The 21,757-nt window shown below is 49.9% G+C and carries 31 protein-coding genes; 28 read left to right on the top strand and 3 right to left on the bottom strand.

Going from position 1 to position 21,757, the window contains the following annotated elements:
* The 24 genes from rplP to GDA54_04730 all read left to right on the top strand — a co-directional run.
* On the top strand, positions 1-231 hold a 231-nt coding region (gene rplP / locus GDA54_04845), incomplete at its 5' end, for a 50S ribosomal protein L16 (protein MBC6497631.1).
* Positions 228-488 (top strand): 50S ribosomal protein L29, encoded by a 261-nt coding sequence (gene rpmC / locus GDA54_04840; protein ID MBC6497630.1) that lies wholly within the window; start codon positions 228-230, stop codon positions 486-488. The genes rplP and rpmC, both read left to right, overlap by 4 nt.
* On the top strand, positions 478-714 hold the full coding sequence (rpsQ, locus tag GDA54_04835) for a 30S ribosomal protein S17 (protein ID MBC6497629.1): 237 nt from the start codon (positions 478-480) through the stop codon (positions 712-714). Before rpmC ends, rpsQ begins: the two co-directional genes overlap by 11 nt.
* A gap of 3 nt (positions 715-717) precedes the next feature.
* A complete protein-coding gene (gene rplN / locus GDA54_04830; GenBank protein ID MBC6497628.1) occupies positions 718-1,086 on the top strand; it encodes a 50S ribosomal protein L14 in 369 nt (122 codons plus the stop codon).
* 21 nt (positions 1,087-1,107) lie between these two features.
* Entirely contained in the window at positions 1,108-1,428 is a 321-nt protein-coding gene (gene rplX, locus GDA54_04825) for a 50S ribosomal protein L24 (protein ID MBC6497627.1), read from the top strand.
* 4 nt (positions 1,429-1,432) lie between these two features.
* A complete protein-coding gene (rplE, locus tag GDA54_04820) occupies positions 1,433-1,987 on the top strand; it encodes a 50S ribosomal protein L5 (GenBank protein ID MBC6497626.1) in 555 nt (184 codons plus the stop codon).
* Between the two features lie 9 nt (positions 1,988-1,996).
* Positions 1,997-2,302, top strand: a complete 306-nt coding sequence (gene rpsN, locus GDA54_04815) for a 30S ribosomal protein S14 (protein ID MBC6497625.1) — start codon at positions 1,997-1,999, stop codon at positions 2,300-2,302.
* Positions 2,303-2,308: 6 nt separating this feature from the next.
* Positions 2,309-2,707 (top strand): 30S ribosomal protein S8, encoded by a 399-nt coding sequence (gene rpsH / locus GDA54_04810; GenBank protein ID MBC6497624.1) that lies wholly within the window; start codon positions 2,309-2,311, stop codon positions 2,705-2,707.
* Positions 2,708-2,710: 3 nt separating this feature from the next.
* On the top strand, positions 2,711-3,247 hold the full coding sequence (gene rplF, locus GDA54_04805) for a 50S ribosomal protein L6 (protein MBC6497623.1): 537 nt from the start codon (positions 2,711-2,713) through the stop codon (positions 3,245-3,247).
* A gap of 22 nt (positions 3,248-3,269) precedes the next feature.
* Positions 3,270-3,626, top strand: a complete 357-nt coding sequence (locus GDA54_04800) for a 50S ribosomal protein L18 (GenBank protein MBC6497622.1) — start codon at positions 3,270-3,272, stop codon at positions 3,624-3,626.
* Between the two features lie 23 nt (positions 3,627-3,649).
* The gene (gene rpsE, locus GDA54_04795) at positions 3,650-4,510 is read left to right on the top strand and encodes a 30S ribosomal protein S5 (protein MBC6497621.1); all 861 of its coding nucleotides are present in this window, start codon (positions 3,650-3,652) and stop codon (positions 4,508-4,510) included.
* Positions 4,511-4,522: 12 nt separating this feature from the next.
* Positions 4,523-4,711 (top strand): 50S ribosomal protein L30, encoded by a 189-nt coding sequence (rpmD, locus tag GDA54_04790; protein ID MBC6497620.1) that lies wholly within the window; start codon positions 4,523-4,525, stop codon positions 4,709-4,711.
* Positions 4,712-4,714: 3 nt separating this feature from the next.
* The gene (locus tag GDA54_04785) at positions 4,715-5,272 is read left to right on the top strand and encodes a 50S ribosomal protein L15 (GenBank protein ID MBC6497619.1); all 558 of its coding nucleotides are present in this window, start codon (positions 4,715-4,717) and stop codon (positions 5,270-5,272) included.
* The gene (secY, locus tag GDA54_04780) at positions 5,273-6,622 is read left to right on the top strand and encodes a preprotein translocase subunit SecY (protein MBC6497618.1); all 1,350 of its coding nucleotides are present in this window, start codon (positions 5,273-5,275) and stop codon (positions 6,620-6,622) included.
* Entirely contained in the window at positions 6,619-7,308 is a 690-nt protein-coding gene (locus tag GDA54_04775) for an adenylate kinase (protein ID MBC6497617.1), read from the top strand. Before secY ends, GDA54_04775 begins: the two co-directional genes overlap by 4 nt.
* A 17-nt stretch (positions 7,309-7,325) precedes the next feature.
* Positions 7,326-7,694, top strand: coding sequence for a 30S ribosomal protein S13 (gene rpsM / locus GDA54_04770; protein ID MBC6497616.1), 369 nt, complete (start codon positions 7,326-7,328; stop codon positions 7,692-7,694).
* Positions 7,695-7,698: 4 nt separating this feature from the next.
* Positions 7,699-8,106, top strand: coding sequence for a 30S ribosomal protein S11 (rpsK, locus tag GDA54_04765; protein ID MBC6497615.1), 408 nt, complete (start codon positions 7,699-7,701; stop codon positions 8,104-8,106).
* A 41-nt stretch (positions 8,107-8,147) separates the two neighbouring features.
* Complete coding sequence (locus tag GDA54_04760; GenBank protein ID MBC6497614.1) at positions 8,148-9,173, top strand: DNA-directed RNA polymerase subunit alpha; 1,026 nt, start codon at positions 8,148-8,150, stop codon at positions 9,171-9,173.
* A 3-nt stretch (positions 9,174-9,176) separates the two neighbouring features.
* The gene (gene rplQ, locus GDA54_04755; protein MBC6497613.1) at positions 9,177-9,578 is read left to right on the top strand and encodes a 50S ribosomal protein L17; all 402 of its coding nucleotides are present in this window, start codon (positions 9,177-9,179) and stop codon (positions 9,576-9,578) included.
* 135 nt (positions 9,579-9,713) lie between these two features.
* On the top strand, positions 9,714-11,027 hold the full coding sequence (locus tag GDA54_04750; protein MBC6497612.1) for a replication-associated recombination protein A: 1,314 nt from the start codon (positions 9,714-9,716) through the stop codon (positions 11,025-11,027).
* Positions 11,024-12,079, top strand: coding sequence for an RluA family pseudouridine synthase (locus GDA54_04745; GenBank protein ID MBC6497611.1), 1,056 nt, complete (start codon positions 11,024-11,026; stop codon positions 12,077-12,079). Before GDA54_04750 ends, GDA54_04745 begins: the two co-directional genes overlap by 4 nt.
* Before the next feature lie 71 nt (positions 12,080-12,150).
* The gene (locus tag GDA54_04740) at positions 12,151-13,683 is read left to right on the top strand and encodes an acyl-CoA carboxylase subunit beta (GenBank protein MBC6497610.1); all 1,533 of its coding nucleotides are present in this window, start codon (positions 12,151-12,153) and stop codon (positions 13,681-13,683) included.
* A gap of 3 nt (positions 13,684-13,686) precedes the next feature.
* Positions 13,687-15,711: an acetyl/propionyl/methylcrotonyl-CoA carboxylase subunit alpha gene (locus GDA54_04735; protein ID MBC6497609.1), complete on the top strand. Its 2,025-nt coding sequence runs from the start codon at positions 13,687-13,689 to the stop codon at positions 15,709-15,711.
* Positions 15,712-15,722: 11 nt separating this feature from the next.
* A complete protein-coding gene (locus GDA54_04730; protein ID MBC6497608.1) occupies positions 15,723-15,998 on the top strand; it encodes an acylphosphatase in 276 nt (91 codons plus the stop codon).
* 22 nt (positions 15,999-16,020) lie between these two features.
* Here the strand turns inward: GDA54_04730 and GDA54_04725 are convergent, their stop codons facing one another.
* From GDA54_04725 to GDA54_04715, 3 genes are read right to left on the bottom strand one after another with little or no spacing between them, the layout of a single operon-like run.
* Positions 16,021-16,800: an ABC transporter permease gene (locus GDA54_04725; protein MBC6497607.1), complete on the bottom strand. Its 780-nt coding sequence runs from the start codon at positions 16,798-16,800 to the stop codon at positions 16,021-16,023.
* Positions 16,749-16,949 carry a hypothetical protein gene (locus GDA54_04720; GenBank protein ID MBC6497606.1) on the bottom strand — a complete coding sequence of 67 codons (201 nt, stop codon included), beginning with the start codon at positions 16,947-16,949 and terminating at the stop codon, positions 16,749-16,751. Before GDA54_04720 ends, GDA54_04725 begins: the two co-directional genes overlap by 52 nt.
* Positions 16,950-16,959: 10 nt before the next feature.
* Entirely contained in the window at positions 16,960-17,463 is a 504-nt protein-coding gene (locus GDA54_04715; GenBank protein ID MBC6497605.1) for a low molecular weight phosphotyrosine protein phosphatase, read from the bottom strand.
* 96 nt (positions 17,464-17,559) lie between these two features.
* On the opposite strand from GDA54_04715, the gene GDA54_04710 reads away from it, so the two are divergent.
* From GDA54_04710 to trkA, 4 genes are read left to right on the top strand one after another with little or no spacing between them, the layout of a single operon-like run.
* Positions 17,560-18,132 carry a hypothetical protein gene (locus GDA54_04710; protein ID MBC6497604.1) on the top strand — a complete coding sequence of 191 codons (573 nt, stop codon included), beginning with the start codon at positions 17,560-17,562 and terminating at the stop codon, positions 18,130-18,132.
* A gap of 3 nt (positions 18,133-18,135) precedes the next feature.
* Complete coding sequence (locus tag GDA54_04705; GenBank protein ID MBC6497603.1) at positions 18,136-19,386, top strand: argininosuccinate synthase; 1,251 nt, start codon at positions 18,136-18,138, stop codon at positions 19,384-19,386.
* Positions 19,383-20,381 (top strand): tRNA dihydrouridine synthase DusB, encoded by a 999-nt coding sequence (gene dusB, locus GDA54_04700; GenBank protein ID MBC6497602.1) that lies wholly within the window; start codon positions 19,383-19,385, stop codon positions 20,379-20,381. Before GDA54_04705 ends, dusB begins: the two co-directional genes overlap by 4 nt.
* Positions 20,378-21,757, top strand: a complete 1,380-nt coding sequence (gene trkA / locus GDA54_04695) for a Trk system potassium transporter TrkA (protein ID MBC6497601.1) — start codon at positions 20,378-20,380, stop codon at positions 21,755-21,757. The genes dusB and trkA overlap by 4 nt, the downstream gene beginning before the upstream one ends.

Raw genomic sequence — 21,757 nt, 5'->3', positions numbered from 1 at the left:
TGGATTCGTATTTTCCCCGATGTCCCTGTGAGCCAAAAGCCCGCTGAAGCGCGACAAGGAAAAGGGAAAGGCTCAGTCGAGTATTGGATATGTCGTGTCAAGCCGGGACGCATTCTTTTTGAGTTGGATGGTGTGCCACAGGTATTAGCCGTCGAAGCCTTTAGGCTCGCAACGGCAAAATTACCCTTACGCTCAAGGGTCGTCATGCGTACGCAGGAGAAAGACCAATGAAGCCTTCTGATATGCGTGCTATGGGGACAGACGAATTGTGCGACCACCTTAAATCCCTTGCCGAACAATCCATCAATATGCGTTTCCAACGTGTGTCCTCTACGTTGGACAATACGTCACAATTACGCCTTTTACGTCGCGACTATGCGCGGGCGCGCACCATCTTGCATCAACGCAAAACGCAAAAACAAAAGCACAAAGAACAAGGCGCAGAGTCCTCACAACAGAATAAGGAGGTGACACACCATGGCAACTAGAACGATACGAGGCACTGTTGTGAGTGACGCTTGTCATAAGACCGTGACAATTCTGGTGGAGCGCCATGTGAAACATCCTCTCTATAAGAAATATATTCGCCGCTGTAAGAAAATTGCTGCCCATGACGAGGATAATCGTTATAAGAAGGGAGATATCGTTAAAATCAGGGAATGCGCTCCTATCTCGAAGAGCAAGCATTTCATTGTCGTTGAACAGGTGACATAAGCAATGATTCAGATGCAAACGAACCTTTATGTTGCTGACAATTCGGGAGCGCGTCTCGTACAATGTATCAAAGTATTGGGGGGCGCTAAGAGACGCACCGCCCATATTGGCGATGTTATTGTTGTCGCCATTAAGAATGCTGTTCCCAGAGCAAGGGTGAAGAAAGGGGACGTGCATAGGGCGGTCATTGTGCGCACGGTGAGCGCTCTTTTGAGAGAGGACGGAAGCTCTATTCGTTTCGACCGCAATGCGGCCGTCCTTATCAATAACCAAGGTGAACCCATTGGCACGCGTATTTTTGGCCCTGTAACCCGCGAGCTACGTCGACACAACTACATGAAAATCATTTCTCTTGCGCCAGAAGTCTTGTAGAAGAGAGAGGTATCGTGTTCTATGGTTAATAAAATGTCTTTACGGAAGGGGGATAAGGTTATCGTCATTGCTGGGCGTGATAAGGGTGTGCGTGGTGAGGTTATCAAGGTTATTCCTCGAGAGAATCGTGTGATCGTACAGGGGGCGGCCCTCACAAAGAGGCACAGACGGGCATCAGCCGATAGTCAAGGGGGAATCGAGACAAAGGAAGGAACAATTCACCGTTCTAATGTGGCTCTCATTGACCCAAAAACGGACAAGGCGACGCGCGTGGCATTCCGTTTTAACCAAGAGGGGCAGAAGTTACGCTATAGCAAAGCATCACAGGAGATCATAGACTGACCCCATGCCAGCGTCTCCTGTTCCCCACTTCAGTGAGCTCTATAAAAAGAGCATCGCCCCGACCCTTATCAAAGATTTTGGCTACCGTCACCCTATGTGCGTCCCTAAAATTGTCAAGATTGTCCTCAACATGGGCGTAGGGGAGGCGCGTGACGATAAAAAACACATCATGAATGCGACACAAGATTTAGCGTGTATCAGCGGGCAGAAGCCCATCACGACAAAGGCGCGTCAATCTGTTGCGTCTTTTAAACTACGTGTGGGCATGCCCATTGGCTGTAAGGTGACATTGAGGCGTCGGCGTATGTATGAATTTCTCGACAGGCTCGTTAATATCGCCCTGCCACGGGTGCGTGATTTCCACGGCGTGTCGGTGAAGGGATTCGATGGGCGGGGGAATTATTCCTTGGGTATTCGTGAGCATATTATTTTTCCCGAAATCGACTATGATAAAGCTGATAAGATACGGGGTCTTGATGTGACAATTGTCACAACGGCACAGAATGACGAAGAAGGTAAAGCCTTATTGGCCGGCTTTATGTTACCCTTTGACGAGTGAGAACGGATTATGGCAAAGAAAAGTGTCGTTGAACGAAATAGCCGGCGTCAGCGCATAATTGATAAATACGCGGCGAAACGGAGAGACTTGAAGGCTCGTATTCATGATAAAGGCTTGGATAAGGATGAGCGTTTTCATCTTTGCTTGTCATTGTCGACCATGCCTCGAGATTCGTCGCCTGTGCGTTATCGCCGCCGTTGTATTATCACAGGCAGGGGAAGAGGCGTCTATCGTCGCTTTCGCTTATCGCGCATTATGTTGAGGGATCTCGCTGGCAAAGGTGAGATTCCGGGCATGTCCCGTTCTAGTTGGTAGAAGACCATGTCGATGAGTGATCCCATTGCCGATATGCTGACGCGTATAAGGAACGGACAGACGGCGAAAAAAAAGAGTGTTACATGCGCATCGTCCGCCATGAAGGTGCGTATTGCCGATGTTCTCAAGAGGGAGGGGTATATAGAGGATTATGGCATCGATACACGCCATGCGAAGAAACCAGTCTTGACGATCACGTTGCGTGTTTACAAAAAAGAGGGAGCTATTCACGAAGTAAAGCGTTGTTCTAAACCCGGATGTCGTTTATACTCTCCCATCAAGGCTCTCAAGCCTCTTTATGGTGGGTTGGGTATCTATATTCTGTCCACGTCAAAGGGTGTCCTGTCTGATAGGGAGGCACGACAGCAAGGCGTTGGTGGAGAAATCATTTGTCACGTTTATTGAACAATGTCGAGAACTGGAAAGGCCCCTATTTTTCTCTCTGAGACGACTCAATTCCGTATGGAAGGGCATGTCGCTGTCATATCTGACTCGGGGCGCGAGATGCGTTTTTCTGTGCCGTATGGTCTCAACATCGAGCACAAAGAGTCTTATCTCCATATATCACCACAGGACACGAGTCGAAAAATGCGCATGATGTGGGGGACGACGCGCGCATGCATTGCCAATATGGTCACGGGCGTCAAGGAAGGCTTTCAGCGCGTGCTCCTTATGCATGGTGTTGGCTATCGTGCGCAGATGAAGGGCAAAGATATTTCCTTACAGCTGGGCTATAGCCATGAGATTCTTTTTCCTATTCCTGATGGTATCACGGCGCAATGTCCTCAACCCACAGAGATCGTTCTTAAAGGAGCGGATAAACAGCGTCTTGGCCAGATCGCTGCTGAAATACGCGCCTTGCGTCCTCCTGAACCCTACAAAGGAAAGGGTATTCGCTATCAAGATGAATTCATCTTGCGCAAGGAAGGAAAAAAGAAAAAATAGAGGTCTTTGAGCGCTTTTTCCCATGTCTAAAGAACGTCTTGTCTCCCGCCGTGCTCGTCGCCAACGTTATCGTCTACGTCAGGGCAAAAATTCTGTGCGGCTCAGTGTTTTCCGTTCCCATCAACATATGTATGCGCAAATTATTGATGACCGTAAAAGGACGACGTTGGTATCGGCATCCACCTTGGATAAAGAGCTCGGCAAGACATTAAAGACGGGAGGCACTATCCAATCTGCCCAGAAGGTAGGAGAACTCATAGCACAACGCGCCACGTCGAAGAACATCACCCATGTTGTGTTTGACCGAGGCGGGTATGCCTATCACGGGCGTGTTCGTGCCTTAGCGGAATCGGCTCGTGAAGGAGGGCTTTCCTTTTAAGCCATAGAGATGATAGGACAACCATGGTAGACGAACAAAAAGAAGAACATACTCAGCCTGCTGACCTTGCTTTTGATAACGTCTTGAAGGACAAAGAGGACGTGAAGGCCTCGAAGGCGGGACAAAAAACGCAAGAGACACAAGACACAAAGAAGACGTCCTCTGACACGTCCTCTGACAGGGGCGTGTCTCCATCTCGTAGGACAGCAAAAAGGACAGCGAAGACGATAGAGGGTGAAAAAAAGGAGGAACAGCGCACGGGACGTCAGAAGGCGTCACAAGCAGAAGAGGCGCAAGGGGAAGGGGACAAGCGAGATAAACGTAGCTCAAGGCGAGGGAGTGCGAGGAGACACAGCAAGGAGGAGAGCGATCTCATTGAACGTGTTATCTCTAACAATCGTGTCTCTAAAGTGGTTAAGGGCGGCAGGCGGTTTAGCGTATCGACTCTTGTCGTTGTCGGCAATGGGCAAGGCAAAGTCGGCATTGGCACAGGCAAGGCTCGAGAAACAGGTGAGGCAACACGCAAAGCGTTCACGGAAGCCCGTGCGCATATGATAGACGTCCAATTGACAGGAGATAAAACAATTCACCATGATATGAAGGGACATTTTGGTGCGGGGAAGGTTGTCTTGCGTCGCGCAAAAAGGGGAACAGGTATCATTGCTGGCGGCCCCATGCGCGCTATTTTTGAGGCGTTAGGCGTGGAAGATATCGTCGCTAAATCTATTGGTTCATCTAATCCGCATAATATGGTAAGAGCCACGTTGGATGCGCTACAGAAGACATCATCGCCACGGCAAGTCGGGGACAGACGCAACATTCTCTTCGAGACACCGAGAACATCTTCTCGAGCGACCAAGAGAACAAAGACGAAAACGAAATAGGGTCGCTTTATCATGGCACGCAAGATAAGAGTCACACGTATCAGGAGCGGCATTCGCAAGCCCGCTGACCAAAAGGCGACATTGGTTGGTTTAGGTCTCAACCGCCTTTGGCGTTGTCGCACCCTTGAGGATACGCCATCCGTGCGTGGCATGATTCGCAAAGTCTCTCACTTGGTGCGTGTAGAGAAGGATGGAGGCTAAGGTATGCACCTCAATATGTTGCGTGATAATAAGGGGGCGATGAAGGCGTCGGTACGTGTCGGACGAGGGTCGGGCTCTGGCAAGGGGAAAACATGTGGAAGGGGGATGAAGGGGCAGAAGTCGCGCTCTGGCGTTGCCATCAAAGGTTTTGAGGGCGGACAGATGCCTATCCACATGCGCCTGCCAAAGAGGGGCTTTCGCCCCTACGGACGCAAGACTTTTCATCTTGTCTCTCTATCGACTCTCACCAACGCCATCAAAAAAGGGACATTAAAAGGCGACAAGGTAATTACAGAACAGACCCTCTCGCAACAAGGGATTATATCGGGACAGAAAGATGGGGTGCGCTTGTTGGGGGATGGGGCCGCATCCCTATCCCATCAATTGACAATAGAGGTTACCTACGCTAGTAAGAGTGCCGTCAAAGCCGTTGAAGAAAAGGGAGGAACTGTCCGTATTTTGAGAAAAGATAAAGGCGCGGTCTCTGCCCATAAGAAAGATGGCCGTAAAGAAGGCACATCGGGGACAAAGGCAACAAAACGAAAGAGTCAGGAGGCATAGATGGCATCAGTCGCCGAACGTCTTGCCTCCAACGTCAATTTTGGGGTTTTAGCGAAAGCCGAGACGCTGAAAAAGCGCCTATGGTTTACGTTGGGTGCGTTGATTGTTTATAGGATTGGCTCATATATTCCCATTCCGGGTATCGACCCAGCAGCATTGGAAGATGTCTTTTCACAGAATGCTGGCGGTATTCTTGGAATGTTCGATATGTTTGCTGGCGGCGCCTTAGGGCGCATGACGATTTTTGCTCTGAATATCATTCCTTATATTTCTGCATCAATTATCATGCAGCTGCTGGCGGCGACGACACCTCGTCTCAATCAGTTGAAAAAGGAAGGAGAGGCAGGACGTAAAATCATCAACCAATATACGCGCTATGGCACCGTTTTCTTATCGGCATTACAAGGATATGGCGTTGCCATCGGTTTAGAAAGCCTACAATCCTCTGTCGGGTCTGTGGTGATCGAGCCGGGGGCGCTCTTCCGCTATTCCACAGTGATTACCCTTGTTGGGGGAACAATTTTCCTCATGTGGCTCGGTGAGCAAATCACACAACGTGGCATTGGCAATGGCATATCGCTCATCATTTTTGCTGGCATTGTCGCCAATCTACCCCAAGCCCTTGTAAGCACGTTAGATTTAGGCCGAAGTGGCGCGCTCTCTACGGGGTTGCTCTTCTTTTTTCTTGTGATGGCTATCGTTGTCATCGCCTTCATTGTGTTCATGGAGAGAGCACAGCGTCGGCTCATCGTGCAATATCCCAAGCGTCAAGTGGGCAATAAGATTGTTGGACAGCAAAGCAATCATATGCCCCTTAAGTTGAATTCAGCGGGGGTGATTCCTCCTATTTTTGCTAGTTCCCTTCTTCTTCTGCCCTCCACTGTTGGCCAGCTCAATGCCTCTGGCGGTCCTGAGTGGCTCTACGAATTCTCGACATTATTGGGTGGTCCCGGCCAGCCCGTCTATACGAGTATCTATATGGCGCTCATTATCTTTTTTGCCTTTTTTTATACAGCGCTCGTTTTTAATCCCCAAGAGACGGCAGAAAATTTGCGTAAGAATGGCGGCTATATCCCTGGTATCCGCCCTGGTGCCCATACTGCTGACCATATCGACTATATCCTCACGCGTCTCACAACGGTAGGCTCTATCTATCTTGCTGCTGTATGCCTATTACCCGAATATCTTATTGCTGAATATGCTCTCCCCTTTTACTTCGGTGGAACATCCCTTTTGATTGTTGTCAGCGTCAGCATGGACACCATGTCGCAAGTACAGTCCCACCTCATTGTTCACCAATATGAAGCCCTCATAAAAAATGCGCGCATAAGAGGAGCGAGAAGACGTTGAATATCCTTCTCATAGGGCCTCCCGGTGCAGGGAAGGGGACACAAGCACTCTATCTAGAGAAGACGTATGACTTTCAATGGCTCGCTACGGGTGACATATTACGCAACGAAGTCGCTAAGGAGTCGCCTTTAGGAAAAAATGTGGCCGCCATTCTCGACAGGGGAGAGCTCGTCCCCGACCATACCATGATCGATATCCTCAGGCAGAGAATGGCAACAATAGGTTCTCAACATCAAAAAGGCTTTATCCTCGATGGCTTCCCACGCACAAAAGCACAAGCCAGCGCCTTAGAGGCCATGCTCGACGCCCAGCATATGACACTGGATGCCATTATTGTGATGGATGTGGAGGATGAAGACATTATTCAGCGGATAAGCCATCGTTTTCACTGCACACAATGTCATTATGTCTATAACGCGCTTTTTCACAAACCTCGACGCGAAGGTCGATGCGACCGTTGTGGCGCGACAACATTCGGCCAACGTCGTGATGATAAAGGAGATGTGGTGCGCCACCGCCTTAAGAGCTACCACAAGGAGGTGAGTGCTCTCCTTCCATTTTATGAACATGGTAAAAGCAAGAAAAAAGTCTTTCATATTGATGCCATGCAGGCTATACGTGACGTACACGCACAATTGGAACATGTGCTCTTGAGGGCAGAAGAGTCCAAGCGGTGCGTAAAATAACACGCAACAGGAACGCTATGGCACGTATCGCAGGTATCAATATCCCAAGCAACAAGAGGGTTGCCGTCTCCCTCACCTATATTCACGGGATAGGGCATAAAATTGGACGCGACATATGTCACAAGGCTGGTATCGGAGAATTGGAACGGGTTAAGGATTTGAGCGACGCGCAGATCGCAAAAATACGTGATGTCATCGACCATGACTATAAGGTAGAGGGTGATTTGCGCAGGGACGTCTCCGTCAATATGAAACGTCTTATGGATACGGGCTGTTATCGCGGCCTGAGGCATCGCAAGGGTCTTCCCACCCGTGGCCAGCGCACCCATACCAACGCTAGAACGCGCAAAGGACGAGCGCGCCCCATCACAGGAAAGAAGATGTAGACCTATGGCAACAGCACACCAGAGCAACAAGGGAGGCGAGCGTATCAAGAAACGGCAACGTAAAAATATCGTGGCGGGGATTGCCCATGTCCGCGCAACATTCAACAACACCATTGTTACAATAGCGGACAACGCTGGCAACACGATCTCATGGGCGTCAGCGGGAGGAGAAGGATTTCGTGGTTCTCGCAAGTCAACGCCATACGCAGCGCAGATGGCGGCAGAAAAGGCTGGGCGGCGTGCCCAAGAGCACGGCATGAAGACACTTAATGTGCGTATCAATGGGCCTGGCTCTGGGCGTGAGTCGGCGCTACGCGCCCTCAAAGCCATTGGCTTTATTATTCAATCTATCCGCGATGTGACGCCTATTCCCCATAATGGTTGTCGCCCACCAAAGAGGAGGCGTGTCTGATAGAGCAGAAGGCACATCATGGACGCAATAAGAGGAAAATGATGATAGAACAGAATTGGAAGACACTTATTAAGCCTCGCAAGAGGGATATTGTTGGTGTCGGTGGCAGCGCAACAAGAAAGGGGCAGATGATTATTGAGCCTCTGGAGCGTGGCTTTGGTATCACCCTTGGTAATGCTTTGCGTCGAGTCTTACTTTCCTCTTTACAGGGGAGTGCCGTCACATCTATCCATATCAATAATGTCTTACATGAGTTTTCCTCTATCGACGGCGTCATCGAGGATGTGACGAACATTGTCTTAAATATCAAGACATTGCGTCTTTCGCTCACGTCAGAGACGCCCACCAAACTTGTTCTCAGAGGACAGAAGGCGGGTGTGTTGCGCGCCAAACATTGCGAGAAAAACCATAAAGTCGACATTCTCGACCCCGAGCATCCTCTATGCACCCTTGATAGCGATGTTGATTTCTCTATGGAAATGACTGTGGAGAAGGGAAAAGGGTATGTCGTTGCGGGAAGCGTCAAAGACAAAGCGTTGCCTTTAGGGACAATTCCTGTGGATGCGCTCTTTTCGCCCATTCTCCATGTGCGTTACCATGTGGAGGATGCGCGTATTGGTCAGATGACAGATTATGACCGTCTGGTGATGGACGTAGAGACAGATGGCTCTATCACGCCTGAGGATGCGTTGGGATATGCCGCGCGCATTCTTCAAGACCAGCTACAGGTCTTCATTCATTTCGAAGAGCCAAAACATGTTGTGGAGCAAAAGACAGAGAAAGAATTTCCGTTCCACAAAGCCTTGCTCTACAAGGTTGATGATTTAGAATTGTCTGTGCGTTCCGCCAATTGCCTCAAAAGTGAGCATCTCAAGATTGATTATATAGGGGATCTTGTGCAAAAGACGGAGGCGGACCTTTTACACACACCTAATTTTGGGCGTAAATCCCTCGATGAAATCAAGGAGACATTGCACACGATGGGACTCTCTTTAGGCATGCATGTCGATAATTGGCCTCCCGAGAACATAGAGGAGCTCGCTAAAAAGGCTGAGGAGGGCTACTAAACGATGCGTCATCGCATGAAAGGACGTATGCTAGGACGGACGTCGTCTGAGAGGCGCGCCTTGTTATCGTCATTAGCCAACGCCATTATCGAGCATGAGAGCATTAAGACAACGCTTCCCAAAGCGAAGGAGGCGCGCCCCGTTGTCGAAAAAATGATTACACTGGCAAAGAAAGGCACGCTACATCAACGGCGACAAGCTTTTGCCTTTTTGCGTCGTGGAGAATCGGTGAAAAAATTGTGGGATGAGCTGGCACAACGCTATCGCTCGAGACAAGGAGGCTATACACGTATTGTCAAGGCAGGTTTCCGCTATGGAGATGGAGCCGCCATGGCGATCATTGAGCTCATGGATAGGAAACCACACGCTGAACAGAACAAGAAAGGGGGCACGTCATCCAAATAACCGTGGACGTCGTCCATGAGGAAGATGTTGCGTGAAGGTCTAAAGGGTGAGGAGGAGAGTAGACACAGGGAGCGGTAAGAGCAGTGTCAGGAAAGAGACGTCATGGAAAAGAGCGCGCCCCCCGCCCCCCAGCCCATGACAGACGTTGTCACGCCCCTTGCTGAGCGCCTACGTCCTTCTTCGCTCCATGACATTTGTGGCCACGACCATCTCGTGCAAGAGGGGGGTCTCTTGTATAAGATGGTCAAGGAAAGGCATTTTACGTCCATGATACTATGGGGTCCCCCTGGATGCGGTAAGACAACCATGGCCCGTGTTCTTATGGATTCTAGTGGCTATCATGTTCATTCTCTATCGGCAGTCTCCAGTGGTGTCAGCGATTTACGCGCCATTGTCAAAGAGAGCGCGCGCCGTAAAGAATCGGAAGAGAGGAGCATCGTTTTTATCGATGAAGTGCACCGCTTTAATCGAGCGCAGCAAGATTTTTTACTTGGTCCTGTTGAGGATGGCACGATTCTCCTTATTGGCGCTACAACGGAGAATCCTTCTTTCGAAGTCAATGCCGCCTTGCTATCACGCTGTCAATTGATATGCCTTGAACCTTTGGGACGGCAGGCTCTTGCCAAGATTCTCCACAAGGCAGAAATGGCACTAGGGGTATCCCTCCCCCTAAAAGATAAAGAGAGGGATGCATTGCTCACGATGTGTGATGGCGATGCGCGTATCCTCCTCAATGATATTGATATTCTCTCGCACCATATGTCTTCGAAACGAGCCACCATACGGAGTGAACCATCACACTGGACGTGGGAAGATGTGAAGGGCATACTTCACAAGCGTATTCCGTTGCATGACAAGGATAAGGACATGCATTATGCCTTGGCGAGCGCCTTACACAAATCGCTACGCGCATCAGATACGGATGCGGCGCTCTACTGGCTTGCTCGTGCCATCGTTGCTGGCGAGTCGCCTGATTTCATTGCGAGGCGATTGACGCGCTTTGCTAACGAGGACATTGGCCTAGCCGACCCCCATGCCGTTGGCATTGCTTTAAGTGCGTGGGATGCTTGGCGACGTCTGGGCGCGCCTGAAGGGGAACTCGCTTTAGCACAAGCCGTTATCTATTTAGGAACATCAGCAAAATCGAACGCCGCCTATAAGGCATGGCACATGGCCTATAAGAGAGCGCAAGAAACGCCCCATTACCGCCCCCCCAAAGCGTTTCTGCCCGCCCCCACGCATGTGATGAAACAATTGGGGTATGGGAAGGATTATCGCTATGACCATGACGAGGAGGACGGATTTAGCGGGCAAAGCGGTTTTCCCCATGACATGGCACGTGAATCCTTTTATCACCCTGTATCGAGAGGCTTCGAACGGGAAATCCAAAAACGTCTCACATGGTGGCACAAGAGACGCATGCAAAAAATGAAGGACGAACAGCCATGACTCATAAGAGTCCACATCACCACACTCATGACGTATCGACACAAGAAGAGGGTATGCGACTCGACCGATGGTTACGACTCCGCTATCAAGGCGTTCCTTATGTCTATTTTGCCAAATTATGCCGCCAAGGACTCATACGTATTGACGGACGTAAGGTTGATGGTTCTGTGCGGATTAAAACGGGGCAATCTATCCTTCTTAAGAAACAACCCCAAAAGCACGATACACAAAAACAACCTTCTCCTCCTTATAGCCTTGCGCCAGCGCTCAAGGCGCAGTTGCGCCGCGCTATTCTCTATCAGGATGATGACATCATTGCTCTCAATAAGAAGGCTGGCATAGCAACCCAAGGTGGCACAGGGGTGCGGTGGCATATTGATGGAGCACTCTCCCTTTTTGCGCCTTCCGACTCAGAGAACAAACCGAAGTTAGTCCATCGCCTCGACCAAGGGACATCAGGTGTCTTGCTTATTGCTCGTCACCATAAGAGCGCTGTGGCATTGGCCTCTATGTTTCGTGAGCAAACAATTGAGAAAACCTATTGGGCTCTGTGCGCAGGGCGCGTAACAGGGGACAAGGGGCGTATGGAGACGCCAATCCCATATAAAGAAAGGCGTCCGCCACACAAGACCATAGGAAAAGACGCATGCACCTTGTATCGGCATGTGAGAGGGCAGAGCGCCCATTGCACATGGCTCATCCTCCGTCCCTTATCGGGACGCACACATCAGATTCGTCAACATTGCGCATGGCTGGGGCATCCCCTCTTGGGTGACAAGAAATTTGGGAGGCGTCAAAAACAAGAGATACTCTCCTCGAAACAACCCCTGAAGCACCCCTTGAAGCACCTATGTCTTCATGCGCGCAGCATGCGTTTTTCCCATCCCATGACAAGTAAAAAAATCACCATCACTGCCGAGATACCATCCTTGATGAAGAACATCATCGAAGACACATGCGGTATCAGCGAAGCCTATTGGCGACGCATAGAGGAAGAAAGCGATGTCGTCCTACGCCATCTTGCCTATCACATCAACAGCAAAAATATGTAAAGACATATTGAATAGTGTATCGACTCTCTTTATAGTGACTTTGGGTTTTATACAGACAAGCACAGGACAGAATGCACGATATTCTTGAACAGCTGAAGAAGAAGCGTGAGGAGGCACTTTTAGGTGGGGGCAAGGAACGTATCGCCATACAGCATAAAAAGGGCAAGTTGACGGCGCGGGAGCGCATTCATGTGCTTCTCGATGAACATTCTTTCGAGGAGTGGGATACCTTTGTGGAACATCGCTGTCGTGATTTTGGCATGGAAGAGCAGACAGTCCCCGGCGATGGTGTCGTCACAGGCTATGGGACGATCAATGGTCGCCTTGTTTTCATTTTCAGCCAAGATTTTACCGTGTTTGGCGGCTCACTCTCGGAGTCCCATGCTGAGAAGATCAGCAAAATCATGGACAAGGCCATCAGCGTAGGCGCGCCTATCATAGGCATTAACGATTCGGGGGGTGCGAGAATACAAGAAGGGATTGCGTCATTGGCGGGTTACGCCAAAGTCTTTCAACGCAATGTGCTTGCGTCAGGTGTCGTTCCACAAATATCCCTTATTATGGGTCCATGCGCTGGCGGGGCTGTCTATTCTCCCTCTATGACGGATTTTATTTTTATGGTGCGTGGCACATCCTATATGTTCGTCACTGGGCCAGATGTTGTGCGCACCGTCACCCACGAACAAGTGACGCACGAGGAATTAGGGGGCGCGAAAACCCATACGAGTAAGTCCAGTGTCGCTGACCTTGCTTTTGATAATGATATAGAGGCGCTCCTCTACACGAGGCGTTTCATAGATTTTCTTCCGTCCCATAATAGGAAAAAGCCTCCCAGACGCATGAGTCAGGATGATGGCGATAGGGTGGATATGTCTTTGGACACGCTTGTGCCTGATGACCCACAAAAGCCTTATGATATGAGTGAGCTGATCCACAAGGTTGTAGATGATAGCGATTTTTTTGAGATACAACCCGATTTTGCGGCCAATATCATCATTGGCTTTGGACGTATGGAAGGCTCTCCTGTGGGGATTGTCGCCAATCAACCGATGGTCTTGGCGGGATGTTTAGATATTGACTCGTCGCGCAAAGCCGCCCGTTTTGTTCGTTTTTGTGATTGCTTTAATATTCCCATCATCACCTTTGTCGATGTCCCGGGGTTTCTACCGGGCACGGCGCAAGAATATGGCGGGATTATAAAACATGGGGCGAAGCTCCTTTTCGCCTACAGCGAGGCGACGGTGCCTAAGGTCACCGTCATTACGCGTAAAGCCTATGGGGGTGCTTACGATGTGATGAGTTCTAAACATTTGCGCGGGGATGTGAATTTTGCTTGGCCCAGCGCGGAAATTGCCGTCATGGGGCCCAAGGGCGCTGTGGAAATTATTTTCCGCAAAGACGCCCATGATCCTCAATTGCTAGAGAAACGGACAGAAGAATATCGAGAGAGATTTGCCAATCCCTTTATTGCGGGGCGCCGAGGCTTCATCGATGATGTCATTCTCCCGCACACAACGCGTAAACGTCTTTGCCGTTCTTTGATTATGCTCCAAAATAAGGAGCTGAAGAATCCGTGGAAAAAACACGATAATATCCCTCTCTAAGCCATGTTTAAAAAAATTCTTGTGGCACATCGTGGTGAGATTGCATGTCGTATTATGCGCACAGCACAAAAGATGGGCATAAAGACGGTGGCGGTCTATTCTGAGGCCGACAAAAATGCCGTGCATGTGCGCATGGCCCATGAGGCTGTTGCTCTTGGCGCGTCACCTCCGAAAGAGAGCTATCTTCAAGGGCAAAAAATCATCGATGCGATGCGCACGACCAAGGCAGAAGCCGTCCACCCGGGCTATGGGTTTTTGTCTGAAAATGCCGATTTTGCTCGTGCTGTGGAGAAAGCAGGGTTCACATTTATTGGTCCGCCACCACAAGCCATCGAGTCTATGGGCGACAAAGTGCGTTCTAAACAGATCGCATCGAAAGCAGGCGTCAACACGATACCAGGGCACGAGGGGATTATTAAAGATGACGCCCATGGGCAACGTGTAGCAAAAGACATAGGTTACCCCGTCATGGTCAAGGCATCAGCGGGAGGAGGGGGGAAGGGCATGCGTCTTGTCCATAAGCCAGAAGACCTCAAAAATAGTATGGAGAGGGCAAAGAATGAGGCAAGGACAAGTTTTGGCGATGACAGGATTTTTATTGAGAAATTTATCACGAATCCTCGCCATATTGAAATTCAAGTGATAGGCGACACCCATGGCCATATCGTTTATATTGGCGAACGCGAATGTTCTATCCAACGCCGACACCAAAAAGTCATTGAAGAAGCGCCGAGTCCCTTTGTCGATGAGACAATGCGGAAAAAAATGGGCGCACAAGCCATTGCTCTGGCACAAGCCGTTGGTTATTTCTCGGCGGGAACGGTTGAATTTGTTGTGGGCGACGATAAGAATTTTTATTTCCTAGAGATGAATACGCGTTTGCAAGTGGAACATCCCGTGAGCGAATTGACGACCAATATCGACCTTGTGGAGACCATGCTCCATGTTGCCGCTGGCGAGTCCCTTCCCTTCACACAAGAAGATATTCATATCCAAGGCTCTGCCATCGAGTGCCGTCTCTATGCCGAAGACTCAACGAGGGGCTTTCTTCCCTCCATCGGACGATTGCGTTATTACCAAGAGCCCATCACGACAGCATCAGAACATTACAAAGTGCGTATCGATAGTGGCGTTGAAGCAGGGAGTAGCATCACCATGTTTTATGACCCCATGATTGCCAAACTCTGTAGTTTTGCGCCCACAAGAGCAGAAGCGATCCAACGCATGTGCCTCGCCCTTGACCAGTATGTCATTGAAGGCGTCGCCCATAATGTGCCTTTCCTCTCCCGTATCATGCGGGACCCAATTTTCCAAGAGGGACAGGCGACAACCCACTATATCGATGACAATTTTTCCGATGGGTATCGCGAAGAGCCACCCGATGAAAGCCGTTCTTTTTCCTTTGTCATTGCCGCTGTCTATTTACGCTATTGCTATGCCTTACGAGAAGCGAGCATCGATGGGCATATGCCCGGCCATCAACGTGTCGCCCCGCAACATTGGTTTGCGCTAGATGGGCATAACAAATATGAGGCGTGGGTGGCATCAAGTAAGAAGAATTTCACATCCTATGTACGCTTGAGGGGACGCATATATCGCCTACAAAGTGCTTGGCAGATAGGGCAACGTTCTTTACATATAGACATCGACGGCAAGGACTATGCCTTTTACGTGCGTTGCTATGGCAACGACCGTTTTGTTCTTTCTTCATCAGGCTATAGGGTGGACATGCATGTTGTTTCCTCTAATGTGGCGTCTCTCTACGACTACATGCCCGTCAAAGAAGAAGAAGACCTTTCATCGATGCTCTTAGCTCCTATGCCGGGCCTTCTTATATCCCTTGCTGTCAAGGAAGGGGACGCCGTCCATGCGGGACAACAGCTTGCTGTGATCGAGGCCATGAAAATGGAAAATGTTCTCTCTGCTACAAAGGCGGCTGTTGTCTCCTCTATCGACGTGTCCATTGGCGACTCCTTAGACGTAGACCAACCCATTCTACGTTTCGCTGAGCGTAAGGAGACGTCGTGATGCCCCATGCCATGCGGCTCGTTATTTCTGGGCGTGTTCAGGGAGTCTGTTTCCGTGATTGGCTCACCACGAAGGCGCGCGCCCATGCGTTGACAGGATGGGTGCGTAATCGTAGCGATGGCACTGTCGAGGCTGTCTTGCATGGCAAACAGCAAGCCATGTGCTCCCTCTGTCTGGACGCCGAAGAAGGACCTCCCCTCGCCAAAGTGAAGAAAGTCGAACGTTTTCCCTATGAAGGCAAGGATATAGGTGACTCCTTTATCCGCAAGCCTGATTTTCAGTGCTGACCAGAAGGGCGCGCCAAGAGGGCTAAGGCATAATTCTATAGCCTTTTCTCAGCATCAGACAAGAACAGAAGACAAGAGTCAACGTCACAAGCGATGTGACCGCAACGCCTATCACCAAAGAACTATCACAATACCCCACAAGGCTATAGCGCATGCCATCAATGAGATAATGGAGGGGATTGAGGCGAGCAATCACCTGAAAGGCCATAGGCAAATCTTGGATAGCATAAAATGTCCCAGATAAAAACGTGGCGGGCGTGATAATGAAATTATTGATGGACGACATATGGTCGAATTTGTTGGCGTAGAGACCAATGATTAAGCCAAGGGACGCCATCATACATGACCCCATGACGCTATAGTAAAGCAATAGCCCTATATGGAGCTGCAAGGCGTCCACATAGACAATGACGGATAAGAGGAGGAGGGCATTAGTACACCCCACGAGAAGACCTCGAACAACACCACCGATGATGTAGGCAAGGGCTATCTCATGGGCATGGAGAGGCACCATCAAAATATCGCCTATATTGCCTAGAATTTTTGTATGAAGAATAGAGGAGGAGCTATTGGCAAAAGCATTTTGTGTGATACTCATCATCAAGAGACCGCTGGCAAGAAAGGCGATATAAGGCACGTCATATATCACCAAGACCGAACGTTTGAGGGCAAAGGTAAAGACAATAAGGAAGAGGAGAGAACTGATAAGGGGCGCAAAGACCGTCTGTCCGGGGACATTGAGAAAACGCTTTACTTCCTTAAAACAGAAAACGCCAAACCCGTAATAGCTGCTGACCGCCATGGGATAGAGTCCATAAGAACAACAAAAAAGGACACAGAGAGATAAGTCGACACGACTCGCCCTATACTATAGGCAAAATTCTGGTCATGACAAAGACATGACGACATGTGAGATGATGGCGCAGGCAACTGAACGCGCACAAACATCATATAGGCCACGTCATCGTTGTTTGAGCGCCTCCCAATGGCACAGACAGCATGCGTGGATGAGAGAAAAGACGCGCTCGAACCCGTCCATGCCTCCATTGTAGGGGTCTGGCACATCTTGTGGGCGCTTGTCTGGACTCAGAGCCTCTAGGAAGAGACGTATAGGCGCGCATGGCGCGGCCCCCTTAGGGGGTGTGGCTGTTGTGCCTATGGCGTCTCTTGTCGCATGCAATATCGTCAGTTGCTCTTGAGTCATGGCAAACATGACGTGATGGGTAAAAAAATCTTGTGGCGTGACAGCGCGCGCCCTGTGGCGCGTATCATAACCATACTTTTCTGCGACAGAGGCGGAACGCGTGTCCATAGGCGCTCCCTGATGAAAGTCGCTGAGACCGGCGGAATCAACGTAAAAATCCTTTTCTCTCCCTTCTTCTTTGATAAGATGACGCATAATGACCTCTGCCGTAGGAGAGCGACAGATATTTCCTGTGCATATAAAGAGGATACGATAGGCCATGGCGTTCTTATACCATAAAAGGAATTGCGATGGTGGAAAAATGCCTCTATTTTACGCCATGTTACCAAGCAACGACGTCTGGACAAGGGTGGACTCATGACAAACACACGGCGTGCGAGGACAGCTTTTGCAAAAACGCTGTTCTTTTTCAAGGGGGGAGCGTGGGGGGCTTTTTTATGCTTCGTCTTCTTCCCCTATGGTGGGTGGCATAGCGCCTATGGACAGACATCGGTGCGTCACTTGGGAACGTTCAATGATTGGAATGCGTGGAGTGACGGTACGGGGCGTAATCAGGTGTGTTATATCTCCACACAGCCCGTGCGCTCAGAAGGAAAATATCAACGTCGAGGTCCTGTGTTTCTTATTGTCGCCTTTTCACGACAAGCGCCCAATGGCGAAGTGAGCTACACATCTGGGTATCCCTATAAAAAGCATGAGAATCCGGCTCTTGCCGTCGATGACAATGAATATGATTTAGGGCTCACAAAAGGTGAGGTCGCCTTTTCTCTCGACCCTGCCCAAGACCCGTCCATTATCCTTGCTTTCCGTCAAGGGCTCGAGGCCATTGTGGACTCCGTATCGTGGCGAGGCACAGAGACACGAGACATCTTTTCCCTGAAAGGATTTTCGGCCGCATGGCGAGAGGCCATTCAGGCGTGTCCTCGTTAAGTCATGGCATCAAACACCCGCCCTCAGATAAAAAAAGTCGTCCTTGCTTATTCGGGGGGATTGGACACATCGGTTATTTTGCGCTGGTTGCAAGAACATTATGGGTGTGAGGTGGCCACATTCACGGCCGATATAGGACAAGGAGAGGAGGTCGAGGAGGCACGAGAAAAGGCTGTTGCCTTAGGCGTTAAAGACATTTTCATCGAGGATTTGCGCGATCGTTTCACACGTGATTATGTCTTTCCTATGTTGCGTGCCAATCCGCTCTATGAAGGCGTCTATATGCTAGGCACAGCCATCGCCCGTCCCCTTATCGCCCGTCGCCAGATAGAGATTGCCCATAAGATAGGCGCTGATGCCGTGGCCCATGGGGCAACAGGCAAAGGCAATGACCAGATTCGTTTTGAGCTAGGATATTACGCCACCGACCCCCATATCCATGTCGTTGCCCCTTGGCGAGAATGGGATTTAACGAGCAGAGAGGATCTCTTACGCTACGCCCAAGAACATCACATTCCCATAGCAAAGGATAGTGAAGATAAACCGCCTTATTCTATGGACGCCAATCTCTTACATATCTCTTATGAAGGGAAGGCTTTAGAGGACCCGTGGCAAGCACCCGATGACGCCATGTATCTCCGCACGAAAAGCCCAGCGATGGCTGTCGATAAAGCAGAGAGGATAGAGATAGGGTATCGCCAAGGGGATGCGGTAACGCTTAACGGGAAGGCTTATTCCCCATCCCAACTCTTGGCGGCCCTGAACGAAAAGGCGGGACAGCATGGGGTAGGGCGTGTGGATATGGTGGAAAATCGTTTCATTGGCATGAAATCCCGAGGTGTCTACGAGACACCGGGCGGCACGGTTCTCATGGCGGCCCATCGCGGACTTGAAAGCATCACCCTTGACAGAGAGGCTCTTCACCTCAAGGAATCGCTTATGCCACGCTATGCCGCATGCATTTATAACGGCCTATGGTTTTCCCCTGAACGCCTTATGATGCAAGCATTGATTGATGAAAGCCAGACATACGTCAATGGTGTCGTGCGTCTATGTCTTTACAAGGGGAACGTCATGGTGGAGGGAAGGACATCGGATGATAGCCTCTATGACACAGCATTAGCGACATTTGAGTCCGATGACGTCTATCATCAAGGAGATGCGGAAGGCTTTATTCGCCTGCATGCCTTGCGTCTTCGAGTCCTTGCCTCTAAACGTCGCAAGGCTCTGTGTGGCAACACAAAAGAGACATGACGAGACGTTCTTTTGTCAAGCCTCTCACCATTGGTGGGATGAGGTTAACATCCAATGTTTTACTAGCACCTCTCTCTGGCGTCAGCGATAGCCCTTTTAGGAGATGTGTGCGTTCATTTGGCGCGGCCCTTGTCTTTTCGGAGATGATTGCGAGCGAGGCCACCGTGCGAAGAATCCCGTCCTCTTTTCATCGTAGCGACCATTGTGAAGAGGAAGCGCCTCTTGCCGTCCAATTAGCAGGATGTGACCATGCTGTCATGGCAGAGGCAGCGCGTATCGTGAGTGCCAGAGGCGCTCAGCTCATCGATATCAATATGGGGTGTCCTGTCAAGAAAGTCGTCAATGGCTATGCTGGCTCACACCTTATGCGCGACCTACGCAACGCAACGAAAATTATCGATGCTGTTGTCAAAGCCGTGGATGTCCCCGTAACCTTGAAAATGCGCACAGGATGGGACGATAACACACGTAACGCTCCTCAACTCGCCCATATTGCCGAAGAGTGTGGCATCCGTATGGTCACCATTCATGGGCGCACGCGATGTCAATTCTATCATGGCCGTGCCGATTGGCATTTCATTGCCCGCGTGAAAGAGCGCGTCTCCATTCCCGTCATTGCCAATGGCGATGTCATGACGCTCGATGATGCGCGCATGCTGTTCGAGACATCGCATGCGGATGGCATTATGATAGGGCGCGGGTGCTATGGCAGACCTTGGTTCATCCATGACGTGTGTCACGCTTTGACAGACGGGACAACGCCACCCACAAGGAGCAGACAAGAAAGGGGCGCTATCGCCATACATCACTTTGATACAATTTTGTGCCATTATGGCATCGAGAGAGGAATACGAATCGCCAGAAAGCATCTTGGCTGGTATAGTCAGGGCTTATCAGGAAGCGCATCCTTTAGGAAAAAAATTAACGCCTATCATGGCACACAGGATGTTTTACAAGAAATAAAGCAGTTCTTCTTTGAGGAAACACAGGCATGAAGGTCATTATTTGTGGCGGTGGCAATGTGGGAGAGAGTATCGCCCGATACTTATCCCTCCATAACAGCAATGTCGTCCTCATCGATAATGCTCCAGAGAAAACAGACAGCATAGGAAAGGCGTTGGATTTACAGGTGGTATGCGGTCCCGCATCACGTCCAGACACGTTGGAGCGCGCTGATGCGGAAAATGCCGATATGTTTATTGCTGTGACGCCCTATGACGAGGTCAATATCCTCGCATGCCAGATGGCGCACACCCTCTTCAAAGTGCCAACAAAAATAGCCCGTATTCGTGATGTGGGCTACCTCGATGAAGAAAGCGCCTATGTGCGCGGGCGCGACAATAAAAACGCCATCGACGTCGTCATATCGCCCGAAAGCGAGGTGGCCCTCTCCATTTTTCGCCGCCTTAAAACCCCAGATGCCTTTGATTCCCTAGAAGTCGCCCAGGGACAAGTGACAATTCTTGGCCTACGGCTCGAAGCACATAATCCCCTAATAGGGGATGAAGACGCCTTTTCTGGCACACGCATCGACAATGTGCGCTATGTGCTGATGCGCGCCAGTCGTAGAGGGCAACTCCTTCCCCTGACGTCATCCCTTCGCTTAGAGGAGGGGGACGAAATCTATATGGCGATGGAAAAAAGTCACGTAGAGAACGCCTTGCTCGGGATGAACTATAATCCAAGCAGAACACGGCAAATTATCATTGTCGGAGGAGGCAATATCGGCTTATCCCTTGCCCACCATATTCAAGGAAGTATCCATGATGTCAGCTTAAAAGTCATTGAGCGCAATGAAACACGCGCCCAATACATAGCGTCCATCCTAGACCATACCATTGTGATGAATGGAAACGCCTTAGAACCGCAAGTGCTCCACGAGGCGAATATCAAGGCATGTCAAGCGATGGTGGCTGTGACAGAAGAAAATGAAAACAATATCCTTACGACATTACTGGCAAAGCATTACGGGTGCGAGCATGTCACAGCATTGATTAGCAACCAAGTCTATAGTGGTATGGTCACGAAGTTAGGCATCGATACGGTTGTCAATCCGCGAGACATTACGATCTCTAAAATTTTACAATATATGAGACGCGGACGTATTCTGTCCGTCTACACCGTCAATGACCCCGAAGGAGAGATTATCGAGCTCGAAGTCTTGGAAAAATCATCCATTGTGGGAAAGCGCCTGCAAGATGTGCATTTGCCAAAAGATGTCCATATGGGGGCGTTACTGCGTGGCAATGATTTAATAGCACTCCATGAGGATACGACCATTAAGGCGGGCGACCATATCACACTTTTTTCCCCTGAACGTTGGGTAAGGGATGTGGAGAAACTCTTTTCAGCACAATTCAGACTCTTTTAG

The organism is Alphaproteobacteria bacterium GM7ARS4 (genome assembly GCA_014332745.1).
GTDB lineage: Bacteria > Pseudomonadota > Alphaproteobacteria > GM7ARS4 > GM7ARS4 > GM7ARS4.
Note: the sequence above shows the minus strand (reverse complement) of the source record. Positions and strands in the feature narration are given on the sequence as shown.

What these genes read in the sequence shown, in the direction of transcription:
- rpmC (MBC6497630.1), top strand. Translation starts at nt 228, where the DNA reads ATGAAGCCTTCTGATATGCGTGCTATGGGGACAGACGAATTGTGCGAC.
- rpsQ (MBC6497629.1), top strand. Translation starts at nt 478, where the DNA reads ATGGCAACTAGAACGATACGAGGCACTGTTGTGAGTGACGCTTGTCAT.
- rplN (MBC6497628.1), top strand. Translation starts at nt 718, where the DNA reads ATGATTCAGATGCAAACGAACCTTTATGTTGCTGACAATTCGGGAGCG.
- rplX (MBC6497627.1), top strand. Translation starts at nt 1,108, where the DNA reads ATGGTTAATAAAATGTCTTTACGGAAGGGGGATAAGGTTATCGTCATT.
- rplE (MBC6497626.1), top strand. Translation starts at nt 1,433, where the DNA reads ATGCCAGCGTCTCCTGTTCCCCACTTCAGTGAGCTCTATAAAAAGAGC.
- rpsN (MBC6497625.1), top strand. Translation starts at nt 1,997, where the DNA reads ATGGCAAAGAAAAGTGTCGTTGAACGAAATAGCCGGCGTCAGCGCATA.
- rpsH (MBC6497624.1), top strand. Translation starts at nt 2,309, where the DNA reads ATGTCGATGAGTGATCCCATTGCCGATATGCTGACGCGTATAAGGAAC.
- rplF (MBC6497623.1), top strand. Translation starts at nt 2,711, where the DNA reads ATGTCGAGAACTGGAAAGGCCCCTATTTTTCTCTCTGAGACGACTCAA.
- GDA54_04800 (MBC6497622.1), top strand. Translation starts at nt 3,270, where the DNA reads ATGTCTAAAGAACGTCTTGTCTCCCGCCGTGCTCGTCGCCAACGTTAT.
- rpsE (MBC6497621.1), top strand. Translation starts at nt 3,650, where the DNA reads ATGGTAGACGAACAAAAAGAAGAACATACTCAGCCTGCTGACCTTGCT.
- rpmD (MBC6497620.1), top strand. Translation starts at nt 4,523, where the DNA reads ATGGCACGCAAGATAAGAGTCACACGTATCAGGAGCGGCATTCGCAAG.
- GDA54_04785 (MBC6497619.1), top strand. Translation starts at nt 4,715, where the DNA reads ATGCACCTCAATATGTTGCGTGATAATAAGGGGGCGATGAAGGCGTCG.
- secY (MBC6497618.1), top strand. Translation starts at nt 5,273, where the DNA reads ATGGCATCAGTCGCCGAACGTCTTGCCTCCAACGTCAATTTTGGGGTT.
- rpsM (MBC6497616.1), top strand. Translation starts at nt 7,326, where the DNA reads ATGGCACGTATCGCAGGTATCAATATCCCAAGCAACAAGAGGGTTGCC.
- rpsK (MBC6497615.1), top strand. Translation starts at nt 7,699, where the DNA reads ATGGCAACAGCACACCAGAGCAACAAGGGAGGCGAGCGTATCAAGAAA.
- GDA54_04760 (MBC6497614.1), top strand. Translation starts at nt 8,148, where the DNA reads ATGATAGAACAGAATTGGAAGACACTTATTAAGCCTCGCAAGAGGGAT.
- rplQ (MBC6497613.1), top strand. Translation starts at nt 9,177, where the DNA reads ATGCGTCATCGCATGAAAGGACGTATGCTAGGACGGACGTCGTCTGAG.
- GDA54_04750 (MBC6497612.1), top strand. Translation starts at nt 9,714, where the DNA reads ATGACAGACGTTGTCACGCCCCTTGCTGAGCGCCTACGTCCTTCTTCG.
- GDA54_04745 (MBC6497611.1), top strand. Translation starts at nt 11,024, where the DNA reads ATGACTCATAAGAGTCCACATCACCACACTCATGACGTATCGACACAA.
- GDA54_04740 (MBC6497610.1), top strand. Translation starts at nt 12,151, where the DNA reads ATGCACGATATTCTTGAACAGCTGAAGAAGAAGCGTGAGGAGGCACTT.
- GDA54_04735 (MBC6497609.1), top strand. Translation starts at nt 13,687, where the DNA reads ATGTTTAAAAAAATTCTTGTGGCACATCGTGGTGAGATTGCATGTCGT.
- GDA54_04730 (MBC6497608.1), top strand. Translation starts at nt 15,723, where the DNA reads ATGCGGCTCGTTATTTCTGGGCGTGTTCAGGGAGTCTGTTTCCGTGAT.
- GDA54_04725 (MBC6497607.1), bottom strand. Translation starts at nt 16,800, where the DNA reads ATGGCGGTCAGCAGCTATTACGGGTTTGGCGTTTTCTGTTTTAAGGAA.
- GDA54_04720 (MBC6497606.1), bottom strand. Translation starts at nt 16,949, where the DNA reads ATGATGTTTGTGCGCGTTCAGTTGCCTGCGCCATCATCTCACATGTCG.
- GDA54_04715 (MBC6497605.1), bottom strand. Translation starts at nt 17,463, where the DNA reads ATGGCCTATCGTATCCTCTTTATATGCACAGGAAATATCTGTCGCTCT.
- GDA54_04710 (MBC6497604.1), top strand. Translation starts at nt 17,560, where the DNA reads ATGACAAACACACGGCGTGCGAGGACAGCTTTTGCAAAAACGCTGTTC.
- GDA54_04705 (MBC6497603.1), top strand. Translation starts at nt 18,136, where the DNA reads ATGGCATCAAACACCCGCCCTCAGATAAAAAAAGTCGTCCTTGCTTAT.
- dusB (MBC6497602.1), top strand. Translation starts at nt 19,383, where the DNA reads ATGACGAGACGTTCTTTTGTCAAGCCTCTCACCATTGGTGGGATGAGG.
- trkA (MBC6497601.1), top strand. Translation starts at nt 20,378, where the DNA reads ATGAAGGTCATTATTTGTGGCGGTGGCAATGTGGGAGAGAGTATCGCC.